This is a genomic window from Aquabacter sp. L1I39, assembly GCF_017742835.1.
Lineage (GTDB): Bacteria > Pseudomonadota > Alphaproteobacteria > Rhizobiales > Xanthobacteraceae > L1I39.
Map to the genome: position 1 here is coordinate 4,591,432 of NZ_CP072392.1, position 22,391 is coordinate 4,613,822.

General features: G+C 68.4%; 16 protein-coding genes. 14 read left to right on the forward strand and 2 right to left on the reverse strand.

Translation table 11 applies throughout. The annotated features are described in order from the left end of the window. Positions 1-185 precede the first annotated feature (185 nt). Positions 186-1,289 (forward strand): polysaccharide deacetylase family protein, encoded by a 1,104-nt coding sequence (locus J5J86_RS20825; RefSeq protein WP_209101653.1) that lies wholly within the window; start codon positions 186-188, stop codon positions 1,287-1,289. A gap of 77 nt (positions 1,290-1,366) precedes the next feature. On the opposite strand, the gene J5J86_RS20830 is transcribed toward J5J86_RS20825, so the two are convergent. Further along, the gene (locus tag J5J86_RS20830; RefSeq protein ID WP_209101656.1) at positions 1,367-2,362 is read right to left on the reverse strand and encodes an MDR family oxidoreductase; all 996 of its coding nucleotides are present in this window, start codon (positions 2,360-2,362) and stop codon (positions 1,367-1,369) included. A gap of 95 nt (positions 2,363-2,457) precedes the next feature. Then, positions 2,458-3,201: a TetR/AcrR family transcriptional regulator gene (locus J5J86_RS20835; RefSeq protein ID WP_247657742.1), complete on the reverse strand. Its 744-nt coding sequence runs from the start codon at positions 3,199-3,201 to the stop codon at positions 2,458-2,460. Positions 3,202-3,365: 164 nt separating this feature from the next. Between J5J86_RS20835 and J5J86_RS20840 the strand changes: the two genes are divergently transcribed. The 13 genes from J5J86_RS20840 (at position 3,366) to trxA (ending at position 22,376) form a co-directional block, all read left to right on the forward strand. Further along, on the forward strand, positions 3,366-4,133 hold the full coding sequence (locus J5J86_RS20840) for an SDR family NAD(P)-dependent oxidoreductase (RefSeq protein ID WP_209101659.1): 768 nt from the start codon (positions 3,366-3,368) through the stop codon (positions 4,131-4,133). Positions 4,134-4,145: 12 nt separating this feature from the next. Next, on the forward strand, positions 4,146-5,366 hold the full coding sequence (locus J5J86_RS20845; RefSeq protein WP_209101661.1) for an acyl-CoA dehydrogenase family protein: 1,221 nt from the start codon (positions 4,146-4,148) through the stop codon (positions 5,364-5,366). Beyond that, entirely contained in the window at positions 5,363-6,385 is a 1,023-nt protein-coding gene (locus tag J5J86_RS20850) for a phosphotransferase family protein (RefSeq protein ID WP_209101663.1), read from the forward strand. Before J5J86_RS20845 ends, J5J86_RS20850 begins: the two co-directional genes overlap by 4 nt. 34 nt (positions 6,386-6,419) lie before the next feature. Further along, a complete protein-coding gene (locus J5J86_RS20855) occupies positions 6,420-7,136 on the forward strand; it encodes a CoA transferase subunit A (protein ID WP_209101665.1) in 717 nt (238 codons plus the stop codon). Next, the gene (locus tag J5J86_RS20860; protein WP_209101668.1) at positions 7,136-7,780 is read left to right on the forward strand and encodes a CoA transferase subunit B; all 645 of its coding nucleotides are present in this window, start codon (positions 7,136-7,138) and stop codon (positions 7,778-7,780) included. Before J5J86_RS20855 ends, J5J86_RS20860 begins: the two co-directional genes overlap by 1 nt. A gap of 188 nt (positions 7,781-7,968) precedes the next feature. Further along, complete coding sequence (locus J5J86_RS20865; RefSeq protein ID WP_209101671.1) at positions 7,969-9,048, forward strand: 3-hydroxyacyl-CoA dehydrogenase; 1,080 nt, start codon at positions 7,969-7,971, stop codon at positions 9,046-9,048. Between the two features lie 81 nt (positions 9,049-9,129). Then, the gene (locus tag J5J86_RS20870) at positions 9,130-10,314 is read left to right on the forward strand and encodes an acetyl-CoA C-acyltransferase family protein (RefSeq protein WP_209101673.1); all 1,185 of its coding nucleotides are present in this window, start codon (positions 9,130-9,132) and stop codon (positions 10,312-10,314) included. Between the two features lie 585 nt (positions 10,315-10,899). Further along, positions 10,900-13,065, forward strand: a complete 2,166-nt coding sequence (locus J5J86_RS20875) for a PAS domain-containing sensor histidine kinase (protein WP_209101676.1) — start codon at positions 10,900-10,902, stop codon at positions 13,063-13,065. Beyond that, entirely contained in the window at positions 13,062-14,627 is a 1,566-nt protein-coding gene (tsaE, locus tag J5J86_RS20880) for a tRNA (adenosine(37)-N6)-threonylcarbamoyltransferase complex ATPase subunit type 1 TsaE (protein WP_247657743.1), read from the forward strand. The genes J5J86_RS20875 and tsaE overlap by 4 nt, the downstream gene beginning before the upstream one ends. Positions 14,628-14,644: 17 nt before the next feature. Next, on the forward strand, positions 14,645-15,346 hold the full coding sequence (locus J5J86_RS20885) for a nucleotidyltransferase family protein (protein WP_209105482.1): 702 nt from the start codon (positions 14,645-14,647) through the stop codon (positions 15,344-15,346). Positions 15,347-15,407: 61 nt separating this feature from the next. Beyond that, positions 15,408-18,449 carry a double-strand break repair protein AddB gene (gene addB, locus J5J86_RS20890; protein WP_209101679.1) on the forward strand — a complete coding sequence of 1,014 codons (3,042 nt, stop codon included), beginning with the start codon at positions 15,408-15,410 and terminating at the stop codon, positions 18,447-18,449. After that, positions 18,449-21,943: a double-strand break repair helicase AddA gene (gene addA / locus J5J86_RS20895; protein WP_209101682.1), complete on the forward strand. Its 3,495-nt coding sequence runs from the start codon at positions 18,449-18,451 to the stop codon at positions 21,941-21,943. Before addB ends, addA begins: the two co-directional genes overlap by 1 nt. A 112-nt stretch (positions 21,944-22,055) precedes the next feature. Continuing rightward, on the forward strand, positions 22,056-22,376 hold the full coding sequence (trxA, locus tag J5J86_RS20900; protein WP_209101684.1) for a thioredoxin: 321 nt from the start codon (positions 22,056-22,058) through the stop codon (positions 22,374-22,376). Positions 22,377-22,391: the final 15 nt, after the last annotated feature.

Genomic DNA, 22,391 nt, shown 5'->3' on the forward strand with positions numbered 1-22,391 from the left:
CCTGATAAGTGTTCGAGTGTTGGCCTTGCTCTTCCTGAAGGTGACGCGAAAGACACGATGCCTGCGTCTTTTGCCGCAGCGGCGCCGCAATTGTCCCGCGCGCATTGATTGTTTCGCCACTTTCACGCTTTATCCACACTCGCGGGCCGAGACTAGAACGTCGCTTGCCCCAGGAAAGCCAAGCCGTGAAGAAAGTCGTCGCCATCTGCGCAGCCGCCGTGACCGGAGCCATTGGGCTCGGGCTGGCCTTTAGCCTCATGCCCTTGTCCGCGTCCGAAACGCCGCCTGCCACCCCTGTCACGCTCGCGACGCCTGCTTCCGCCAGCGCCCCGACCCCGAGCCATCCGAGCCTGCCCGCCTTGCCGTCTCCCGCGGTGACCGCGGCCATGTTCCAGCCTGCGCCGACGCCGGCGCCCGCCGCCCTCGGCGCGGCCCAGCCGGCGGCCGCCCAGACGGTCGCAGCCGCTCCAGTGGCGGAAGAGCCTGCCGTGCCCGGCAAACGCCTGCCCTCCTATACCTATCTCGAGGTGGATGCGCCTTATGTGGCCCTCACCTTCGATGACGGCCCCAATCCGGAGACCACGCCCAAGCTCCTGAAGATCCTCGCCGACCGCCACGTGAAGGCGACCTTCTTCATGCTTGGCAACCGCGCGGTCCAGGCGCCGGAAGTGGTGAAGGCGGTCGCTGCCGCCGGCCACGAGATCGGCAATCATTCCTGGAGCCACCCGCAGCTCACCAAGTTGACCGTGGCTGCCGCCGACAAGCAGGTTGAAGATACCTCTGCGCTCCTGGAGCAGATCACCGGCGCCAAGCCCATTCTCATGCGCCCGCCTTATGGCTCCATGAGCCCGAGCCTGCAGGCCCATCTCTACGAGAAGTACGGTCTCAGCCAGATCTTCTGGTCGGTGGACCCGCTGGATTGGAAGGTGAGGGATTCGCAGGCGGTCTATGACCAGATCATGAAGCAGGTGCGGCCGGGGGCTATCATCCTGTCCCACGACATTCATCCGACCACCGTGGCGGCCATGCCGCGCGTGATCGATGCGCTGATCGCCAAGGGCTACAAGATCGTCACCGTCTCCGAACTTATCGCCCATGGCCGCCCGCCGGCGCCGAAGGTGGTGGCCCAGGCGGAGCCGCAGCCCAAGAAGAAGCCGAAGCCCGCGCATCCCACCATGGGCGCGAGCGCCAGCACGAAGCCGATTCCCGCTTCCGCTCCCGGTGCTCCCATGTCCATCACGCCGGCTGTGGCGGCGCCAGCGGCGACGGGGTCCATCACCCGGAACTGAGTGCGCTCTCACGCACGTTAGAAACAAAAGGGCCCGGACGGTGACGTCCGGGCCCTTTTGCTTCCGGCTCCGAGGCTTCAGCGCGTCACATCGATGACGACCCGCCCGCGGACATGCCCGGCGAGGATCTCGTCCGCCAGTTCTGGTAGCCGGGACATGGGCTCCATCCGGGTCATCCCGGCAAGGGTGGCGGGCGCGAGGTCGCGGGCGAGACGGTCCCAGGCGCGCACGCGCTTTGCCATGGGCGTGCCGACCGAATCCACCCCCAACAAAGCGACCCCGCGCAGGATGTGGGGCAGGACGGTGGCGGGCAAATCGGCACCCCCCGCCAGTCCGCAGGCGGCCACCGCGCCGCCATAGGCCGTCTGGGAGAGGACATTGGCAAGGGTGGTCGAGCCCACCGCATCCACCGCGCCGCCCCAGCGCTCCTTCTGCAAGGGCGCGCCCCTCTCGGTCAGGCTCGCCCGGTCCACGAAGTTGGTGGCGCCGAGCTCGGAGAGATAGGCATGGGTCTCGGGACGGCCGGTGGCGGCGGTCACCGTGTAGCCGGCCTTGGCCAAGAGGGCGACGGCCACCGAGCCGACACCGCCCGCAGCACCGGTCACGAGGACCTCCCGGCCGCCTTGGGCGATGGCGCCCCAATCTTCCAGCGCATCCACGCACAAGGCAGCGGTATAGCCGGCAGTGCCGATGGCCATGGCCTGCTCGAACGTGAAGGCCTCGGGCAGGCGTACCAGCCATTCCGGCTTCACCCGCTGGAAGCGTGTATAGCCGCCCCATTCGGTCTCCGAGAGGCCGAAGCCGTTGACGATCACCTTGTCGCCGGCACGCCAGTTTGGCGACCGGCTCTCCACCACGGTGCCGGCCAGGTCAATCCCCGCCACCATGGGCAGGCGGCGTGCGATGCGGCCCTTGCCGCTCACCGCAAGGCCGTCTTTGTAGTTCAGGGTTGAAAAGGCGACCTCCACCAGGACGTCATGGCCTGGCAGGTCCTCCAGGGACAGCGGCTTGAAGGCTGCGTGCGGCTTGCCGCCTTGGTCCTCGATCACGAGCGCCGTGAACGTGTCCGCCATGAGTGTCCTCCTGTTGCCCCGTTCGGGGCCGTTTGTCGTCTGTTGGAACGGAGGCTGGCCCATCTCCCGGCCGGTCGCAAGCGGGGAAGGGCGGGTCAGCCGGTCGCGCCTTGGGGCGGCCCGGGCGCCAGGATGGCGCGCTCCACGAAGGCGATGAGGGCATCGGCAAAGGCATCGGGGGTGATGCCGCGCCGGCGGTATTTGGAGCGTTTCACATACCAATCCTGGAGCATGGGCTTGATGAGCGCTGCCGTCATGGCCGCATCGTCGATATGGAACGCTCCCGCTGCGGCGCCGTCGGTGAGCGCATCGCAGATGAAGGATTCCGTGCGCCGTTCGCTGGCCACCGCCATGGCGCGCGCCTCGGGCGGGAAGGTTTTGGCCTCCATATAGGCGAAGGTGAACCAGGCCAGCATGGCCTCGGTGAGCGCCACATGGGTGCGCAGCAGCCAGTTCAGATGGGCGCGCGGGCCATCGAGGTCAGCCGGTGGCGAACCGAGCACCTCCTCCACCACGGTGGACACCGTGTCGAGGATCATGCGCAGCAGCGTCTCCTTGGAATCGAAATAGGCATAGAGGGCGCCCATGCTGAGGCCGGACTGCTCCGAAAGGTCGCGCAGGCTCATGGACTGGAACCCGGCATTGTTGGCCAGCGTCAAAGTGGTCTCGACAATGCGGGCGAGCCGTGCCGTTGCCACATGAGCCTTCTTCACCCGGATGGTGGCCTGATGGCGCGCCAGCATGCGGGCGGCCATGGCCTCCATGGACACGTCCAGCCCTGCCATGGCGCTATCGCCGTCTCGGCGCGGCGCGGCCGGTTCTGGGGTCGTCGTTTCCATCCTGCTCCCCTGCGCCAGCCTCGGCGAGGGGCGCGTTCTTCGGGTTTCCTCTTGCATGCCCGCTGTGTGCCTGTCTATAAAGCGAGCGCTCGCTCTATAAACATAAAACGAAACATCCCCGACGGGAAGCGGCGGGACGGAAAGCGAAAAGGGAGGCAGCGCCGATGGGATTTTCCGTTAATCTGGAAGGCCGCACGGCCCTCGTGACGGGCGGATCCAAGGGCCTCGGCGCCTTTTTCGCGGAGAGGCTGGCCCAGTCCGGTGCCCGCGTGGCGGTGGCCGCCCGCAACAAGGCCGAGTGCGAAGCCGTCTGCGCGCGCATCCGGGAGGCAGGGGGCGAGGCGATCCCGCTGGCCATCGACGTCACCCGCGCGGCCTCCGTGGACGCTGCGGTGGCGGAAGGGGTCGAGACCTTCGGCCGGCTGGACATCCTGGTGGCCAATGCGGGTGTCACCGCCACAACGCCGCTCCTCGATTTGGAGGAGGAGGCCTGGGACCGCATCCTCGACACCAATCTGAAAGGCGCCTTCCTGGTGGGCCGGGCTGCCGCGCGTGCCATGGCCTCTGCCAAGACCGGCGGGACCATTGTGACGGTCGCCTCCATCCTGGGCGAGCGCATTGCAGGGCAGGTCTCCGCCTATTGCGCCTCTAAGGCGGGGCTCATCCAGCTCACCCGCTCCATGGCCCTGGAATGGGCCCGCCACGGCATCCGCGCCAATGCCCTTTGCCCGGGCTACGTCGAGACTGACCTCAACCGCGACTTCTTTGAGAGCGAGGCGGGCAAGGCCCTCATTCGCCGCATCCCCTATCGCCGCCTGGCGAAGCTGGAGGATGTGGCGGGGCCGCTTCTTTTCCTGTGCTCCGACGCATCTTCCTACATGACCGGCTCCACCCTGGAAGTGGATGGCGGCCACCTCGTTTCCTCTCTGTGAGGCTTGAGACCCATGGACTTCACCATTTCCCCGGCGCTGGAAAGCCTGCGCGAGCGCATCGCCGATTTCGTCGCCCGCGAGATCCAGCCGCTGGAAAGCGATCCGGCGTCCTATGACGCCCACGAGAATATCGCCCATGCGCCGCTCCAGCGCCTGCGCGCCAAGGCGCGGGAGGAGGGGCTGTGGTGCCTTCAGCTGAAGCCGGAGAATGGTGGCCTGGGCGTGGGCCGTAGGGGCATGGCGGTCTGCTACGAGGAGATGAACCGCTCCATCTTCGGGCCGGTGGTGTTCAATTCGGCGGCGCCCGACGATGGCAACATGATGGTGCTGGAAGCGGTGGGCACGCCGGACCAGAAGGAGCGCTGGCTCGCTCCCATCGTCAGGGGGGACGTGCGTTCCGCCTTCGTGATGACCGAGCCTCACCCCGGCGGCGGCTCGGATCCCTCCATGATCCGCACTCGGGCCGAAAAGCAGCCGGATGGCTCTTACCGCATCTATGGCCACAAATGGTTCATCACCGGCGCGGAGGAATCCGCCCACTTCATCCTCATCGCCCGCACCTCCGATGATCCGCGCACGGGCCTGTCCGCCTTCATGTTCCACCGTGACCAGCCGGGCTGGCGCATCCTGCGCCGGATTCCCATCATGGGGCCGGAGGAGCATGGCGGTCATTGCGAGCTGGAGTTTGATGGCCTGACCATTCCGCCCGAGGATGTGCTCATGGAAGAGGGCAAGGGGCTCAGGATCACCCAGATCCGCCTCGGGCCGGCGCGCCTCACCCATTGCATGCGCTGGCTGGGTCTCGCCCGCCGTTCCGTCGAGATCGGCCGCGACTATGCCGAGGTGCGCCACGGCTTCGGCGTGCGACTGGCCGACCGGGAGAGCGTGCAGCTGATGCTGGGCCGCACCGCCATGGCCATCGAGATCGGCCGTCTTCTGGTGATGAAGGCCGCGTTCGAGCTGGACCAGGGCCGCCTTGCCCGCAAGGAGGTGTCCATGGCCAAGATCCAGGCGGCCAACACGCTCCACCAGGCGGTGGATATGGGCCTTCAGCTCAACGGCGCCCGTGGCTATTCCAAGGACACGGTGCTGGAATGGATCTACCGTTATGCCCGCCAGGCACGGCTGGTGGATGGCGCCGACGAGGTGCACCAGATGGTTCTCAACCGCTTCCTGGAGAAGGAAGGCGATGCCTTCTGGCGCTGGCCGGTGGCGACGGACGGCGCGGCATGAGCGAGGCCGCTCCTTCCGCTCCCCTCGGCTTCGAGGAGGCCCGCCTCGACGGCTTCCTGAAGGAGGCGATCCCCGGTCTTGCCGGCCCCATGCGGCTCGCCCGCATTGCCGGCGGGCAGTCGAACCCCACCTTCTTCGTCACCTATGACACCCGCGCTCTGGTGCTGCGCAAGCAGCCGCCGGGCGAGCTCCTGCCCTCAGCCCATGCGGTGGATCGGGAATACCGCATCATGCGGGCGCTGGCCGACACCGACGTGCCGGTGCCGCCGGCGCTGCTCTATAGTGACGACCGCAGCATTGTCGGCACGCCCTTCTATGTGATGGAGCGCGTGGAGGGGCGGGTCTTCCACGACTGCACGCTCCCCGGCGTCGATCCGGCCGAGCGGGGCGAGATGTACCGGTCCATGGCCCGCACGCTGGCCGCCTTCCACAATGTGGATTTTGGCAGGGTGGGTCTTGGCGACTTCGGCAAACCCGGGAATTTCTATGCCCGCCAGGTGACGCGCTGGAGCCGCCAGTGGGAGCTGTCCCGCACCCGAGAGGATCCTAATATCGACCGCTTGGTGGAATGGCTCCCCGCCCATATCCCGCAAGACGACGTGTCCTCGCTGGTGCATGGCGACTATCGCATCGGCAATCTCATGTTCCACCCCACCGAGCCGCGGGTGGTGGCGGTGCTTGATTTCGAGTTGTCGACCCTTGGCCATCCGCTCGCGGACCTCGCCCATTCCATGATGGCCTGGATTTCCAGGCCCGATGAATATGGCGGTCTCGCCGGCCTCGACCTTGAAGCCCTTGGCATTCCGAGCGGGGCGGACTACGAAGCTGAGTATGCCGCTGCCGCCCGCCACGGTGCGCGGATGACGAACTTTCACATGGCCTTCGCCTTGTTCCGCTGGTCCGTGATCTTCGAGGGGATCGCGGCCCGCGCCAAGGCGGGGAATGCGTCGTCCGACAACGCTGCGGAAACGGGTCGGCTTGCGGCTGCTTTCGCCGGCAGGGCCGCCGATTTGATCTAGGGACGGAAACCGGCGCCACGGAGGGATCTAGACGATGCGCAAAAAGGTTTACCCGGACGCGAAAAGCGCCCTGGAGGGCGTGCTCGCCGACGGCATGATGATCATGGCCGGTGGTTTCGGCCTCTGCGGCATCCCCGAGAATCTGATCGCGGCCATCCGCGACAATGGCGTTAAGGATCTGACCGTCGTCTCCAACAATTGCGGCGTCGACGATTTCGGTCTCGGCCTGCTGCTGTCCAACGGGCAGATCAAGAAGATGCTGTCGTCCTACGTGGGCGAGAACAAGCTTTTCGAGAAGCTGTACCTGGCAGGCGACCTGGAGCTGGAATTCAACCCGCAGGGCACCCTGGCCGAGCGCATCCGGGCCGGCGGCGCGGGCATCGCGGGCTTCTACACCAAGACCGGCTACGGCACGATCGTGGCCGAGGGCAAGCCCACCCGGGAGTTTAACGGCGAGCATTATGTGCTCGAGACCGGCCTCGTGGCGGACCTGTCCATCATCAAGGCGTGGAAGGCGGACAAGGAGGGCAACCTCGTCTACCGCAAGACCGCCCGCAATTTTAATCCGATGATGGCCACCGCCGGCAAGGTCACCATTGCCGAGGTGGAGGAGATCGTCGAGGTGGGAGAGCTCGACCCCGACACCATCCACACGCCTGGCATCTATGTGGATCGCATCGTCCTGAGCCAGAATCCCGAGAAGCGCATCGAGAAGGTGACCACCCGCAAGCGCCCCGAGGAGGTGAAGTGATGGCCTGGACCCGCGACGAGATGGCGGCGCGCGCCGCCCAGGAAATCCGTGACGGCTATTATGTGAACCTGGGTATCGGCATCCCGACCCTGGTGGCCAACTTCCTGCCGGAAGGCATGACGGTGAGCTTCCAGAGCGAGAACGGCATGCTGGGCATCGGCCCCTTCCCCTATGAGGGCGAGGAGGATCCCGACCTCATCAATGCCGGCAAGCAGACCGTGACCGAGGTGGCGGACACCGCCTATTTCTCCAGCGCCGATTCCTTCGCCATGATCCGTGGCGGCCATATGGACCTGTCCATCCTCGGCTCCATGCAGGTCTCCGAGAAGGGCGACATCGCCAATTGGATGGTGCCCGGCAAGATGGTGAAGGGCATGGGCGGCGCCATGGACCTGGTGGCTGGCGCCAAGTCGGTCATCGTGCTCATGGAGCATGTGGAGAAGTCCGGCGCCCCCAAGCTGGTGGAAGCCTGCACTTTGCCGCTCACTGGCACTCAGGTGACCGACATGGTCATCACGGATCTTGCTCGCTTCGAGTTCACCAAGCGCGGCGGCACCCTGGTGCTCAGGGAACTGGCGCCTGGCGTCACGCTCGACGAAGTGCGGGCGAAGACCGCCGCCAAGTTCGAGGTCGGCCTCGACTGAGGCAGAGCCCGGCCGGCCCGGCCTTGCGCCGGCCCGGCCGGTGGCCTTTCCCCGGAGCGGTTTGGCCGCTCCGGTTTCCAATCGGCGAAACGTTCGCGCGCGCCTCCTCGGGACGTCGGCGCAACGGGTTCGTATTGCCCGGGCGGTGCTCGGGCGGCGCGTGCGCCCTTTAGATCGAGAGGCACATCATGACCACACGGCTCGCCATCATCGGAACGGGTCTGATGGGCGGCGGCATCGCCCTCGACGCGGCCCGCCACGGGCTTTCCGTCCAGGTCTATGATGCCCGCCCAGAAGGGCCGGACGCCCTCAAGAGCCGCGCCGCCGGGGTCTATGCCCGCTGGGTAAAGAACGGTCGCATGAGCGAAGCGGACGCCTCGGCCGCGCTCGACCGGCTTCGCCCGGCAGCGAATCTCTCCGATTTGTCCGGGGCGGATCTCGTGATCGAGGCGGTGTTCGAGGACCTCAAGGTCAAGCGCGACCTGTTCGCGACGCTGGAGCCGCATCTGGGGCCTGATACGGTGCTGGCCACCAATACCAGCGCGCTGAAGGTGGGAGCTTTGTCGGACGGCTTCAGCTTTTCCGATCGCTTTTTGGGCCTGCATTATTTCAGCCCGGCGGAAGTCTCCCCGCTGGTCGAGGTCGTGCGCTCCGAACGCACCAGCGGACGCACCCTGGAGCGGGCGATGGCCTTCCTGAAGGAAACCCGCCGTACGGCGCTGCCTTGTGCCGACCGGCCGGGCTTTGCCATCAACCGCTTCTTCTGCCCCTATTACAATGAGGCGACCCGCCTCGTGGAGGAGCGCATCGCAGGCCCCGCCGATGTGGACTTCGTGGCGCGGGAGCGCATTGGCGCAGCCGCTGGCCCCTTCACGGTGATGAACCTCATCCGTCCGGCCGTGGCGGCTCATGCCCAGGCCAATCTGGTGCCGCTCGGTCCCTTCTACGTGCCCTCCCAATTGCTTCAGGACCAGGGACGCAGCGGCGCCGACTGGCCGGCGGACGCGCAGATGCCCGGGGCCGACCTGGATGCGGTGGAGCGCCGCCTGCTGGGCGCCCTCGCCGTGCCCGCCCTGGAACTTGCCGAGGAGCGGGTGGCCGTGCCCGCGGCGGTGGACCAGGGCGCGGTGATGGCACTGAAATTCCGGGAAGGCCCGTTCGCCCTCATGGCGCGGTATGGGCGCAAAGAGGTCGCTGCGGCGGTGCACGATGTGTGCGATCGCATGGGGCATCCTGAGCCGCGCCTGCCCGAGCCGCTGCCCGCCTGATTCCGCCAAGCCGGCGCTTCCACACGCCGGGCATCTGAAACGCGGCGCGGCCCTTCCGGCCGACGCCAGGAGGAACCGCACATGAGCACCACCGACGTTTTCTTCCTGTCCGGCGCCCGCACCGCCATCGGCGATTTCGGCGGCGCGCTGAAAGACGTGCCTCCCACCGCGCTGGGCGCGCACGTGGCCAAGGCTGCCATCGCCCGCGCCGGCCTGGAGCCGTCTGACATGGACCAGACGGTGATGGGCAATGTCATCCATACCGAGCCCCGCGACATGTATCTCTCGCGCGTCGCGGCCATGGATGCGGGCGTGCCGAAGGAAACGCCGGCTTTGACCGTGAACCGCCTGTGCGGATCGGGCCTCCAGGCCATCATCAGCGCGGCGCAGATGGTGAAGCTGGGCGATGCCTCCGTCGCTCTTGCCGGCGGCGCCGAGTGCATGAGCCGCAGCGGCTACCTGATGCCCGGCGCCCGCTGGGGGCAGAAGATGGGCAATCTCGGCCTCGTGGACATGATGGTGGGCGCGCTCAGCGATCCCTTCGGCAATGGCCATATGGGCATCACCGCTGAGAACATCTCCGAGCGCTACGGCGTCGACCGCCCCGCCCAGGACGAGGCCGCGCTGGAAAGCCACCGCCGCGCCGCGGCCGCCATTGCCGCTGGACTCTTCAAGGAGCAGATCGTCCCCTACGAGATCGCCTCGCGGAAGGGGCCGATCAGCTTCGACACCGACGAGCACGTGCGCGGTGACGTGACCGCCGCCGATCTCGCCAAGCTGCGCGCCGTGTTCAAGAAGGACGGCACGGTTACCGCCGGCAATGCGTCCGGCATCAATGACGGTGCCGCCGCCGTGGTGATCGCGTCCGGCGAAGCGGTCAAGGCACGCGGGCTGACCCCCATGGCGCGCCTCGTCTCCTATGGCCTTGCGGGCGTTGATCCCTCCGAGATGGGCATGGGCCCGGTGCCGGCCGTGAAGACCGCCTTGGAGCGGGCGGGCCTGTCGGTGGCCGATATCGACGTAATCGAATCCAACGAGGCCTTCGCCGCCCAGGCCTGCGCGGTCAGCCGCGCCCTCGGCTTCGATCCAGCCAAGGTCAACCCCAATGGCGGCGCCATCGCGCTCGGCCATCCGGTGGGCGCGACGGGCGCTATTCTCACCGTGAAGACCATCTATGAGCTCAAGCGGACCGGCGGCCGCTACGGCCTCATCACCATGTGCATCGGTGGTGGCCAGGGCATTGCCATGATCATCGAGCGCCAGTGAGAAAAAGACAGGGGCCCCCTGGTCGCTCACCCAGCCCCACGGGGCCCTCAGTCTTGTTTTGCTGCCGGAAGTATGGGGGTGCGTGATGTGGCTTGCCGTCCCCGCACTTCGCGGTGCGGGGCGCCTCTTTTGCCTTTCACTGTGTTTCAACCAGATCCGATCAGGTTCTAGAGTGAAGCGTGATTCGCGCGGGGCAAGGCATCCCGCGTTTGGCAGGCATGGGGCGGAAGCGGCATGGTCGAGTGGTGCAACGGCGGAGGCATGGCGGAGCTTTGCCGCCAAACCGGCGCGCCTGGCGCCCAGGCGGTTCGCCGCTCGTCACGCCTGTCCATTTCCTCCGGCATCCTGACGCGGCCTCTCGCCGCCGCCGCTCTTTGCACGCCTGCCTTGATTGCGGCGGTACCCGCGCAAGCCGCGCCGCTGCTGGACGTGGTTTCGGGCAGCGTCAGTCCCTTCGCTCTGGTCGCCGCCTCCGCGTCGCTGGCTGCCGTGGGCATGGGGGTGGCCTGTGCGATCCGGAGCCGGGCCGCCGCGCGGACCCGTAGGGCGAGTGCGCGCGCCCTCACGCTTGCCCGCGCAGATTCGATGTCCCTCGCCGCACTGCTGGGGGCCGGTACCGATGGGGCGGCCATCTGGCTCGGAGGCACAGAGCCGCCTTTGCTGATGGGCGCCGCCGGATGCCTGCAGACGCTCGCCGCTCCGGTCGCGGGAGACGTTCCGGACCTGTCTTTGTGGCTGGGGTCCGGGGTAGCCGAGAGCCTTGCGGACCCTCTGTCCGGTCTGTTTCAGCGCGATGAGCCATTCTTGCGCGACGTCGCGGTCGCCGGTGTCATGATGTGCGTCGAAGGCAAGGCCGTGGCCGGAAATCGCGTCGTCACCACGCGCCGGCTCAGCGCATCCGAGGCTGGTGCGGTCTCGACCGTCCCGTTCCAGGACCTGTTCCGCGCCTCCACCTTGCCGGTCTGGCAGCGGGATCTTGAGGGGCGTCTGGTGCGCGTCAATCCGGCGTTCGCAGCGGCTGTGGGCGGGGCCAGTCCCGAGGACGTCTGCACCAAGGGCCTGGAACTGCTCGACCAGCCCGCTCGCGAGGCGTCTGCCGCCGCGCGGCGCAAGGGCGAGCCCTATCAGGCGCGGGTGCGCGTGGTGGCCGGCGGGCGCCGGCAGATCCTGGATGTGCTGGAAGTACCCGGCCCGCAGGGGAGCGCGGGCCTGGCGGTGGATGCCACCGCCGCCGAGGCGTTGCGCGGCGAGATCGAGCGCACCATCGCCGCCCATCGCCGCACGCTCGACCAATTGGCCACGGCGGTCGCCATGTTCGGACCCGACGAGCGCCTCCAGTTCCACAATTCCGCCTATGAGCGCCTGTTCGAGCTCGACCCGACCTTTTTGGACGAGCGCCCCACCGAGAGCGAGATCCTGGAGCGCATGCGCCTCGCCCGCCGGGTGCCCGAGCAGGCGGATTTCCGCGCCTGGCGCGAACATCTGCGCGAGGCCTATCGCGCCATCGAGCCGGTGCACGATTGGTGGCATCTGCCCGGCGGCCAGATGCTGCGCGTGGTGGCGACCCCCAATGCCGAGGGCGGCGTCACCTATCTGTTCGAGGACCTGTCCGAGCGCATCTCGCTGGAGAGCCGGTACAACAGCCTCATTCGCATCCAGGGCGAGACGCTGGACGGCCTCGCCGAAGCGGTGGCGGTGTTCGGCTCCGATGGACGCCTGCGGCTCTACAACCAGGCTTTCCTGGCTTTGTGGTCGCTCAGCGCCCAGGCGCTGGGCGAGCGGCCTCATATCGATGCGGTGGCCGCCATGTGTCGGCCGCTCTATGGGGAAACAGGCACCTGGGCCCGCATCCGCTCCGTCATCACCGCCATCGAGCATCGCCGGGGTGAGCAATTGCGCCTGGAGCGGGCGGATGGGCGGGTGCTGGACGGCGCCGCGCAGCCGCTTCCCGATGGCGGCACCATGGTCACCTTCCGGGATGTCACTGACAGCGTGAAGGTGGAGCGCGCGCTCATCGAGCGGAACGAGGCGCTGGAAGCCGCGGACGTGCTGAAGAACGCCTTTGTGGGGCATGTCTCCTATCATCTGCGCACGCCGCTCAATACGCTCATCGGCTATGCCCATATGCTGGGCGAGACCGCCATTGGTCCCCTGAACGACCGACAGCGCGAATTCCTCGATCACGTGCGGCAGTCGTCCGACACGCTGCGTGCCCTGATCGACGACATTCTCGACCTCGCCACCATCGATGCGGGTGCCATGGCGCTTGATCTTGGCGAGGTGGATGTGCGCGGCACCCTGGAAGGGGTGGCCGAGGCTGTGCGCGATCTGCTTGAGCAGGTGGGCGTCGCCTTGCGCATCGAGGCGCCGGCCGATGTGGGGCACTTCGTTGCCGACGGGCGGCGCGTGCGGCAGATCTTGTTCAATCTCCTGTCCAATGCCATTGCCGCCTCGCCCTCCGGCAGCACGGTGGTGCTCAGCGCCGAGCGTCGACCGGATGCCGTGGTGCTCAAGGTGCGTGACGAAGGGACGGGCATCTCGCCAGAGCTGACCGATCGCCTGTTCGATCGTTTCGAGACTGGGCCTTCCGCCGGCGGGCGGGGGGGCGTGGGGCTTGGTCTGTCCATCGTGCGATCCTTCATGACGCTGCACGGTGGGACCGTCACACTCCAGCCCGCGCCCAGCGGCGGCACCCTTGCCGCCTGTTTCTTTCCGCTTGATGCCCCCCGACGCAGCGAGGCCGCCGCATGACCGGTTCCATGTCCCGCCTCGACGATGCATCCGACGGCGGCTCTGGTACCTTTGCGCTGGACCTGCCGGGGCTATTCGCCACCCAGCAGATGGCCGCGATGCTGGCGCCCTGGCTCGCGGCAGGGGATGTTGTGGCCCTCACGGGTGATCTCGGCGCAGGCAAGTCCGCCTTTGCCCGCGAGCTGATCCGGGTGCTGGCTGGGGATCCGGCTCTTGAGGTTCCAAGCCCCACCTTTTCACTGGTGGTCTCCTACGACCTGCCTCGCGCCAAGGTTCTGCATGCCGACCTCTATCGGCTGGAAGAACAGGAGGAGCTGGAAGAGATCGGTTGGGAGGAACTGACCGACGGGGCCATCGTGCTGGTAGAGTGGCCGGAGCGGGCGCCCGCCTATCTGCCCGCCGATCGCCTCACCATCCTGCTGACGCTGGCGCCCGAGCTGGGGCCAGAAGGGCGCCGGGCGCAATTGATCGGCACCGGCGCCTTCGCTGAGCGGCTCGACCGGCTGCACGCTTCGGAGCTCCTGATCGAATCCAGCGGCTTTGCCGAGGCCGAGCGGCGCTATATGCAGGGGGATGCCTCCTCGCGCTCCTATGCCCGCTTGGTCCTGCCGGACCGATCGGCGGTGCTCATGAACGCCCCCCGCCGGCCCGACGGCCCGCCGGTGCGGCGGGGGCTGCCCTATAGCCGCATCGCCCATCTCGCCGAGGATGTGCGGGCTTTCGTGGCAGTGGCCCGGGGGCTGAAGGCCGCCGGCTTCTCCGCTCCGGAGATCTACTCCGCCGATCTTGAACGCGGCCTGCTCATCCTAGAGGATTTCGGCGACGAGGGCGTACTGGAGGGCCACCCCCCGGAGCCCATCAAGGCCCGCTACGAGGCTGCGGTGGAGGTGCTCGCGGCGCTTCATTCCAAGCGCCTGCCCAGCATCCTGCACATCGCGCCCCAGAGTGAATATGTGCTGCCCACCTACGGCATTGAGGCTTTCCAGATCGAGCTCGAACTGATGCTGGACTGGTACTTGCCCTATCGTAACGTCATGGTCGACCAGGTGGTGCGGGACGAGTTCACCATGCTCTGGCGCAATGCCCTGGCGCCGGTGCTGTCTGAGCCGCAGACCTGGGTGCTGCGGGATTATCACTCCCCCAACCTCATCTGGCTGGAGGGCCGCGCGGGCCTGAACCGGGTGGGATTGATCGACTTCCAGGACGCGGTCCTGGGCCCGGCCGCCTATGACGTGGTCTCGCTCGCGCAGGATGCGCGCGTCGATGTCTCGGAGAGCCTCGAACTGGCGCTGGTCGGCCACTACGTGAAGCTGCGCCGCGAGGCCGATCCCGCGTTCGACGCCCGCGCCTTTGCCCATCTCTATGCCTTGATGGGTGCCCAACGCGCCACGAAGATTCTCGGGATTTTTACCCGGCTGAAGCTTCGCGACGACAAACCGCAATATTTGCGTCACCTTCCCCGGATTAGGCGGTATCTGGCGCGGTGCCTCGGCCACCAGGAACTGGGTTCGCTGCGCATGTGGTACGAGGCAGTCCTGCCATCGAAGGAATTCCAGACGTGACCAAATTGCGTAAGGCCATGGTGTTGGCGGCAGGTCTCGGCACCCGCATGCGTCCGTTGACCGACACCCGGCCCAAGCCCCTGGTCGAGGTGAATGGCCGCGCCCTGATCGACCATGTGCTCGATCGGCTGGCGGAGGTCGAGGTAGAGGAGGCGGTGGTCAATCTGCACCACCATGCCGACCTGCTGGAGGCCCATCTCAAGGCCCGCACCGCGCCGCCGCGCATCGTGCTGAGTGATGAGCGGGACGCACTGCTTGAGACCGGAGGGGGCGTGCGCCGGGCGCTTTCCCATTTCGGAGCGGCGCCCTTCTTCGCCATCAATTCGGACACCATCTGGATCGAGGGCATGCGGCCCAATCTCGCCCGCATGGAAACCGTGTTCGATCCCGAGCGTATGGATGTCCTGCTGCTTCTGGCCTCGTCCGCTTTGTCCATTGGCTATGATGGCCCCGGCGATTTCCTGATGGATGCGGAAGGGCGCTTGACGCGTCGGCCGGAGCGGGTCATGGCGCCCTTCGTCTATGCCGGGGCCGCCATCCTGAAGCCCAGTCTCTTCGCTGACGCACCGGACGGCGCCTTCTCGCTGAACCGCATTTTCGACCAGGCGCGAGAGGCGGGCCGCCTGTTCGGCATCCGCCTGGAGGGCATCTGGATGCATGTGGGGACACCGGACGCCATCGCGGCTGCGGAGGAAGCCATCCGACGCTCCAGCGACTAAGGTGCGCCCGGGATCTGGGCCGGCTGGCCTGGTCCGAACACGTCCTCGGAGGTGAGCGCCCATGAAGCGGGTCCTGTCCATACCGCCCACCGCGCCTTTCCTTCCGACGCTCGCCCATGCGCTCCTGGATGGCCGCCTCGTTCCCGGCTTTGCGCCAGCCGGGGATCCCCTTGCGCTCGCTTCCGCCACCATCTATCTGCCCACCCGCCGCGCCGGGCGGGCCTTCGAGGCGGCGCTGCTGGAAGCCTCCGGTGCGGAGGGCCTCCTTCTGCCGCGCATCGTTCCGCTGGGCGATGTGGACGAGGATGCCTTGGCGTTTTCCGAGGAGGCGCCGCTGCTGGCTCCTCCCCGCGCCGTAGATGGCGTGCATCGGCGCATCGCCTTGGCCGCCCTCGTGGCGCGCTGGCGCGATGCCCTAGCGGCCGGCTCGGATCAGGCGGCGGTTGCCGCGGGGCCGGCGGCCACCATTGCGCTGGCGGACGCCCTCGCGGGCCTGTTCGACCAGATGACCATCGCGGGTGCGAGTTGGGATCGGCTGGAGACCCTCGCGCTTGACGAGCACGACACCTATTTCGAGCTGAGCCGTCAGTTCCTGCGCATCGCCCGCAAGGCCTGGGAGGGGCATCTGGCGGAGCAGGGCATGGTCGAGCCCGCCGTGCGCCGCGACGTGTTGGTGGCGGCGGAAGCGCGGCGCCTGACGGAAGTCGGCGCGGCCGCCGGACCCGTCATCGCCGCCGGTTCCACCGGCTCCTTGCCGGCCACGGCCCGCCTTTTGTCCGCCATTGCTGGCCTGCCGCTGGGCGCCGTGGTGCTGCCGGGGCTCGATCTCCACGCCGAGGACGATGCCTTCGCGGTTCTGGCGCAGGATGGGCCGGGGTCCGCGCCCGACCATCCCCAGTTCGGCCTCGCCCATTTGCTGGAAACGCTGGGCATTACCCGCGAGGATGTGGAGGAGCTCGGCGAGCGCATCGCCCCGCCGCGAGAAGCCCTGCTGAGCGAGGCCATGCGCCATTCCAGCACCACGGATCGCTGGGTGGACCTTTCGGCCCGCGTGTCCGATGCCGCCCTTGATGCAGCCATGGCCGACGTGACCTTGATCGAGGCCACCGATGCGCGCGAGGAGGCGCTTGCCATTGCCCTCGTGCTGCGCGGGGTGCTGGAACGGGCGGGGGCGCGGGGTGCGCTGGTGACACCCGACCGGGATCTCGCCCGTCGCGTCACGGCGGAACTCAATCGCTTCGGTATCGAGATCGACGATTCCGCCGGCGAACCGCTCGCCGAGACCGAGGCGGGGCGCTTCGCCCGACTGGTGGCGCAGGTTGTGGCGCAGGATTTCGCGCCGGTTCCCCTCTTTGCCCTTTTGAGCCACCCCATGGCGTCCTTTGGCCGGGCGCCGGAACAACAGGCGGAGGCGGTCGCGGCGCTGGAACTGGTGGCCCTGCGTGGCCCGCGCCCGCGGACCGGCCTTGGCGGCCTGCGGCAGACGGTGGCCGCGTTCGATCGGGACCGCCTGCACCGCACCGACCCGCGCCGCCGCGTCGGCCCGGAACAGCTTGAGGCCGCCCGTGATCTGGTGGAGCGGCTGGCGCAGGCCTTTTCCGACTTTCCCACCGGCCTGGGCCTGCGGCCGCTGCCCCACCTGGTGGCCGCCCATCGCACGGCCATGGAGGCCCTGGGCGCACCTATGGACCCCGACGCTGAGGAGCCGGGGCGGGCGCACCTCGCCATTGCGTTCGAGACCATTTTCGATGCCGCGCCCCATGGCCCGGCCCTGTCCGTGCGCGACTATGCCGAGACCGTCGGCGCTCTGCTGTCGGACCAGATGGTGCGGCCCCATGCCCGTCCAGGGGCGCGGCTGCGCATTCTCGGGCCGCTGGAGGCGCGCCTTCTGGATGTGGACCTGGTGGTCCTGGGCGGACTCGTTGAAGGCGTATGGCCGCCCCAGACGCGCACGGATCCCTGGCTCAGTCGGCCCATGCGCGGCGAACTGGGCCTGGAACTGCCGGAACGGCGCATTGGCCTCTCCGCCCACGATTTCGTGCAGAGCTTCGGCGCCCCGCAGGTGGTGCTCGCTTTGCCCGCCAAGGTGGAAGGCACCCAGAGCGTGCCCTCCCGCTTCGTCCAGCGCCTCGCCACCGTTTGTGGCGCGGAGCGCTGGAAGGCGGTTCGCGCCCGGGGCGAAGCCTGGCGGGCGGCCGCCGCCGCGCTTGATCGGGCGCCTTCCGTGCCGCGCGCGGTCCAGCCGGCGCCTGCCCCGCCATTGGAACTGCGTCCTCGCCAGCTTTCGGTGACGGAGATCGAGACCTTCCTGCGCGATCCCTATTCCATTTTCGCCCGCCATGTCCTGGCCCTCCAGCCGCTGGAGCCGCTCGATGCGGAGCCCGGCGGGGCCGAGCGGGGCACCGCGCTCCATGACGCGCTCGGCCAGTTCGGCATCGCCTTCCCGGACGAGCTGCCGCCCGATGCGCTGGATCACCTCATCGCCTATGGCCGTTCCGCCTTCGCGCCGCTGGAGGTGTTTCCCGCCGAGCACGCCCTGTGGTGGGCACGGTTCGAGCGGGTGGCCGGCTGGGTGGTGGCGTTCGAGCGCGAGCGGCGCGAAGCGGTGCGCAAGGTGGTGGCGGAGACGGGCGGCGCGCTCGACATTCCGCTCGCCAAAGGCGGCTTCCGACTGACCGGGCGGGCGGACCGCATCGACATCCTGGACGACGGCGGCCTCGCCATCGTCGACTACAAGACCGGCACCGCGCCTTCCACCCGCCAGGGCCGCACCTTCTCACCCCAATTGCCGCTGGAGGCGGCCATGGCGGCGCGGGGCGGCTTCAAGGCGGTGCCGGCGGCCCCCGTGCGTGATTTCTTCTATGTGGAACTCAAGGGCGGCGCGGAGCCCGGACGGGTGAAGCCGGGGGTCGCCAAGGATCAAGATGCCACCTCCATGGCCGAGGAAGCGCTCGGGCGCCTCACGGACCTGCTGCTGGCCTTCGAGGACGAGGCGCAGGGCTACCGTTCGCTGAGCGCGCCCCAATGGCGGGGGCGGTTCGGCCCCTATGACCATCTGGCGCGGGTGCGCGAATGGGCGCTGGGCGCGGAGGATGAGGCCTGATGAGCAGCGCATCCGACGGCGCCAAGTCCCCACCCGCCCAGACGGCAGCGCTTCTGGCTGCCACCCGCCACCAGAGCGAGGCGTCCGATCCGGAGGTGTCAGCCTGGGTGTCCGCCAATGCGGGTTCCGGCAAGACCCACGTTCTCTCCCAGCGCGTCATCCGCCTGTTGCTGGCGGGCACGCCGCCGGGGCGCATCCTGTGCCTGACCTATACCAAGGCGGCGGCCGCCAATATGGCGAACCGGGTGCTCACCACGCTCGGGCGCTGGGTGGCGCTGCCCGACGCGGCGCTGGACGAGGAGATCGCCCGCACCGACCATCGCCAGCCCACCCCCGAATTGCGTGCCATCGCCCGGCGGCTGTTCGCGGCGGCGCTCGAAACGCCCGGCGGGCTGAAGATCCAGACCATCCACGCCTTCTGCGGCGGCCTGCTACACCAGTTTCCTTTCGAGGCGGGCGTCGCCGCCGGCTTCCGCGAATTGGACGATGCCGGCCGGATGGACCTTCTCGCCCGCATCCGCACCGATCTCATCGTGGAGGCCACCTCCCAGCCTCACACGCCGCTCGGCCGGGCGCTGGCCCATCTCATGGGGGAGACGGGCGACAAGGGCATCGACGACCTCATCGCCGCCTCGGTGGACGCCCGCGCCCGTATTCTGAAGCTGGCGCAAGAGGCCGATGCCCGGCGGGCACAGATCGCCGCCGACCTTGGGCTTGATCCGTCCCTGACGCGGGATGCCCTGTTGCAGCAGGTGCTCGACGGTCCGCATCTGCCCCGCAGCGAATGGCCCGCTGTTGCGAAAGAGCTTTCGGCCTGTGGCAAGGCCACGGACCAGAAGCGCGCCGCCTCGCTCCTTGCCGCCGCTGGAGCCGGATCGCTGGAGGAAGCGCTGGCCGCCTATCTGGGCGTGTTCCTGAAGGCCGACGGGGCCCCCCGCACGGACAAGGACCTCCTCACTAAAGGCGCGCGCGAGGCATTGCCCACCATTGCCGCGCGCATGGAGGCGGAGCGCGACCGTATCGCTTTCCTTGAGGATCAGCGCCGGGCGATCGAGGTGCTGGAGCGCACAGACGCCGCCCTCACCCTCGGCGCGGCTGCCTGCGCCCGCTATGAGGCCGCAAAGGCCGACCGGGGATTGCTGGACTTCGACGATCTCATCGCCCGCACCGCCGCTCTGCTCAACCGGGTGCCGGCCTCCTGGGTGCATTTCAAGCTCGATCGCGGCATCGACCATGTGCTGGTGGACGAGGCGCAGGACACGAGCCCGGCCCAATGGGCCGTCGTACATGGCCTGATCGACGACTTTTTCGCCGGGGCCGGTGCGCGCGGGCCGCTGCGGCGGACCTTGTTCGTGGTGGGCGATGAGAAGCAATCCATCTTCTCCTTCCAGGGCGCGGACCCGCGCACCTTCGGCGAGATGCGGCACCGCGTGGCGCGTGAGGCGGGCAATACGGGCTTCCGCAATGTGCGGCTCCCCCATTCCTTCCGCTCCGCGCCGGGCGTGCTGGCGGCGGTGGATGCGGTCTTCTCTAGCGAGGCGGCGCGCGTTGGCCTCTCCGATGACGACGCCAAGACCGTGCATGAGGCCATCCGCACCGATGCACCGGCTCTGGTGGAAGTGTGGCCAACCATCAAGCCGCCGGAGCGGCCCAAGGTGGATGACTGGCGTCGCCCCCTCGACGAGGTGCCGGGCGATGATCCGGTGAACATGCTGGCCCAGCGCATCGCCGATTTCGTGCGCCGGGGCATTGCCGATCGTCTCGCCATTCCCTCGCGCAAGGGGCGACCCATGCAGGGGCGGGACGTGCTGGTGCTGGTGCGCCGGCGCGGCAAGCTGTTCGAGGCCATCATCCGCGCCCTGAAGGGGGCCGGCGGCGGCGTGGAAGTGGCCGGTGCCGACCGTCTGGTGGTGGCCGACCATATCGCCGCTCTCGACCTGATGGCCCTGGGCGACGCGCTGCTTTCGCCTGACGATGACCTGGCGCTCGCCGGCGTGCTCAAATCCCCCTTGTTCGGTTTCACCGACGAGGATCTCATGCGCTGGTGCCCCGGCCGTCTCGGTCGGCTCTGGGACGCGCTGGCCGAAGCCGCGCCGGGGGAGGGGCCGCTCGCCGACGCGCTGACTCGGCTGGAGCGCTGGCGGGGCGAGGCGCAGCGCCTGCGGCCGTTCGACTTCTACGCCCGCGTGCTCGGGCGCGATGGCGGTCGCCGGGCCATGCTGGCGCGCCTCGGGCCGGAGGCGGCCGACGTGCTGGACGAATTCATGGCCCTTGCCCGCACCTATGAAAGTGGGGAGGCGGCGACATTGGCCGGCTTCCTCGCCTTCCTGCGCCGGGGCGGGGCGGAGACCAAGCGCGACATGGAGACCGGCCGCGACGAGGTGCGCGTCATGACCGTGCACGGCGCAAAGGGCCTCGAGGCGCCCATCGTCATCCTGGCGGATACAGTAGACGTGCCCCGCCCGCGCACCTCCGAAGGCTTTCTCACGCTCCCGTCCGGCCTCCCGGTTCTGGCGCCGCGCAAGGCGGAAGATCCGGGCGTGCTCGCCTCCGCCCGCGCCGAGGCGGCGGCACGGGAGAGCGAGGAATATCGCCGTCTGCTTTATGTGGCGCTCACCCGTGCCGAGGACGCCCTGGTGATCTGCGGCGCCGAGACCCGCGCCGCCGCGAAGGACAAGCCTCACGCACGGCCCGAAGGCTGCTGGTACGACCTTGTGCTCGGTGCCCTCCAGGACGAGGCCCATCCGGTTGAGGTGCCCTATGCGCCGGAGGAGGTGCTGCGCTGGCGCCGGCCGGAAAGCCTGCCGCCGAGCGGCGAGGTGCTCTCCGCGCCGGGCGGCGCGTCGCCGTCTGTTCCTGGCTTCGTCGCGCCGATCGCGCGCATCCTTGAGGCCGACGAGCCCGCACCGCTCCGGCCCTCCCGGGTGGTCGCCCGGACATTGGTGGGCGCCGGCACCGGGGCTGATGGGCTCAACGCCATTGTGCGCGGGGACCTCATCCACCGGCTGCTGGCGGGCCTGGCCGAAATCGCCGTTGCCGAGCGTGCGGCCGCAGGCCTGCGCATGCTCGGCCATGCCGCCGCACATCTGTCGGGGCAGGTGCACCAGGATCTTCTGTCCGAGGTCCTTACGGTTCTCGAACATGGCGAGCTTGCCGAGGTGTTTGGACCCGGCAGCCGCGCCGAGGTGCCCGTCGTGGGGCGCTGGACCACGCCGCAGGGCCGCGTGCTGGCCGTGACAGGCCGAATCGACCGGCTTGCGGTGACGCCACGCCGGGTGCTGATCGCCGACTTCAAGACCGACCAGCGCCCGCCATCCACAGGGCAGGCGCCGCCGGAGCGGCAGGTCTCTCAGCTGGCGCTCTATGCCGCTGTGCTGGAGCGAACCTTTCCCGGCCGGCCGGTGGAGGCCGTTCTGGCCTATACACGGGGGCCGGTGATCGTTTCGCTCGATGCGGCCCGCCTGCGTGAGGCGCTCACGAGGCTTCAGGCATAGGGGGCAGGCGGTCTTCCTTTCACGTCAGCGCGACGCGCCTTGACGGCGGGGGGAGGGGATACCTACGTTGCGATCACGCTTCCCAATCCCTTCGCCCCCCAAGAGGTGTGTTATGGCGATCGACAAGGTTTCCGATCAGAGCTTCGACCAGGACGTCCTGAAGTCCGGCAGCCCCGTGGTGGTGGATTTCTGGGCCGAGTGGTGCGGCCCCTGCCGCATGGTCGCCCCCATCCTGGACGAGGTGTCCGAGGAGCTGGGTGACAAGCTCAAGATCGTCAAGCTGAACGTGGACGAGAATCCCGAGACCGCGTCCAAGTACGGCATCATGTCCATCCCCACGCTGCTCCTGTTCAAGGACGGCAAGATCGCCTCCCGCCAGGTGGGCGCGGCCCCCAAGGCCAAGCTCGTGCAGTGGATCAACACCTCCATCTGACCGCTGCGCCGTTCC

What these genes read in the sequence shown, in the direction of transcription:
- addA (WP_209101682.1), top strand. Translation starts at nt 18,449, where the DNA reads ATGAGCAGCGCATCCGACGGCGCCAAGTCCCCACCCGCCCAGACGGCA.
- J5J86_RS20850 (WP_209101663.1), top strand. Translation starts at nt 5,363, where the DNA reads ATGAGCGAGGCCGCTCCTTCCGCTCCCCTCGGCTTCGAGGAGGCCCGC.
- trxA (WP_209101684.1), top strand. Translation starts at nt 22,056, where the DNA reads ATGGCGATCGACAAGGTTTCCGATCAGAGCTTCGACCAGGACGTCCTG.
- J5J86_RS20855 (WP_209101665.1), top strand. Translation starts at nt 6,420, where the DNA reads ATGCGCAAAAAGGTTTACCCGGACGCGAAAAGCGCCCTGGAGGGCGTG.
- J5J86_RS20830 (WP_209101656.1), bottom strand. Translation starts at nt 2,362, where the DNA reads ATGGCGGACACGTTCACGGCGCTCGTGATCGAGGACCAAGGCGGCAAG.
- J5J86_RS20885 (WP_209105482.1), top strand. Translation starts at nt 14,645, where the DNA reads ATGGTGTTGGCGGCAGGTCTCGGCACCCGCATGCGTCCGTTGACCGAC.
- addB (WP_209101679.1), top strand. Translation starts at nt 15,408, where the DNA reads ATGAAGCGGGTCCTGTCCATACCGCCCACCGCGCCTTTCCTTCCGACG.
- J5J86_RS20865 (WP_209101671.1), top strand. Translation starts at nt 7,969, where the DNA reads ATGACCACACGGCTCGCCATCATCGGAACGGGTCTGATGGGCGGCGGC.
- J5J86_RS20875 (WP_209101676.1), top strand. Translation starts at nt 10,900, where the DNA reads ATGTCCCTCGCCGCACTGCTGGGGGCCGGTACCGATGGGGCGGCCATC.
- J5J86_RS20840 (WP_209101659.1), top strand. Translation starts at nt 3,366, where the DNA reads ATGGGATTTTCCGTTAATCTGGAAGGCCGCACGGCCCTCGTGACGGGC.
- J5J86_RS20860 (WP_209101668.1), top strand. Translation starts at nt 7,136, where the DNA reads ATGGCCTGGACCCGCGACGAGATGGCGGCGCGCGCCGCCCAGGAAATC.
- tsaE (WP_247657743.1), top strand. Translation starts at nt 13,062, where the DNA reads ATGACCGGTTCCATGTCCCGCCTCGACGATGCATCCGACGGCGGCTCT.
- J5J86_RS20845 (WP_209101661.1), top strand. Translation starts at nt 4,146, where the DNA reads ATGGACTTCACCATTTCCCCGGCGCTGGAAAGCCTGCGCGAGCGCATC.
- J5J86_RS20870 (WP_209101673.1), top strand. Translation starts at nt 9,130, where the DNA reads ATGAGCACCACCGACGTTTTCTTCCTGTCCGGCGCCCGCACCGCCATC.
- J5J86_RS20835 (WP_247657742.1), bottom strand. Translation starts at nt 3,201, where the DNA reads ATGGAAACGACGACCCCAGAACCGGCCGCGCCGCGCCGAGACGGCGAT.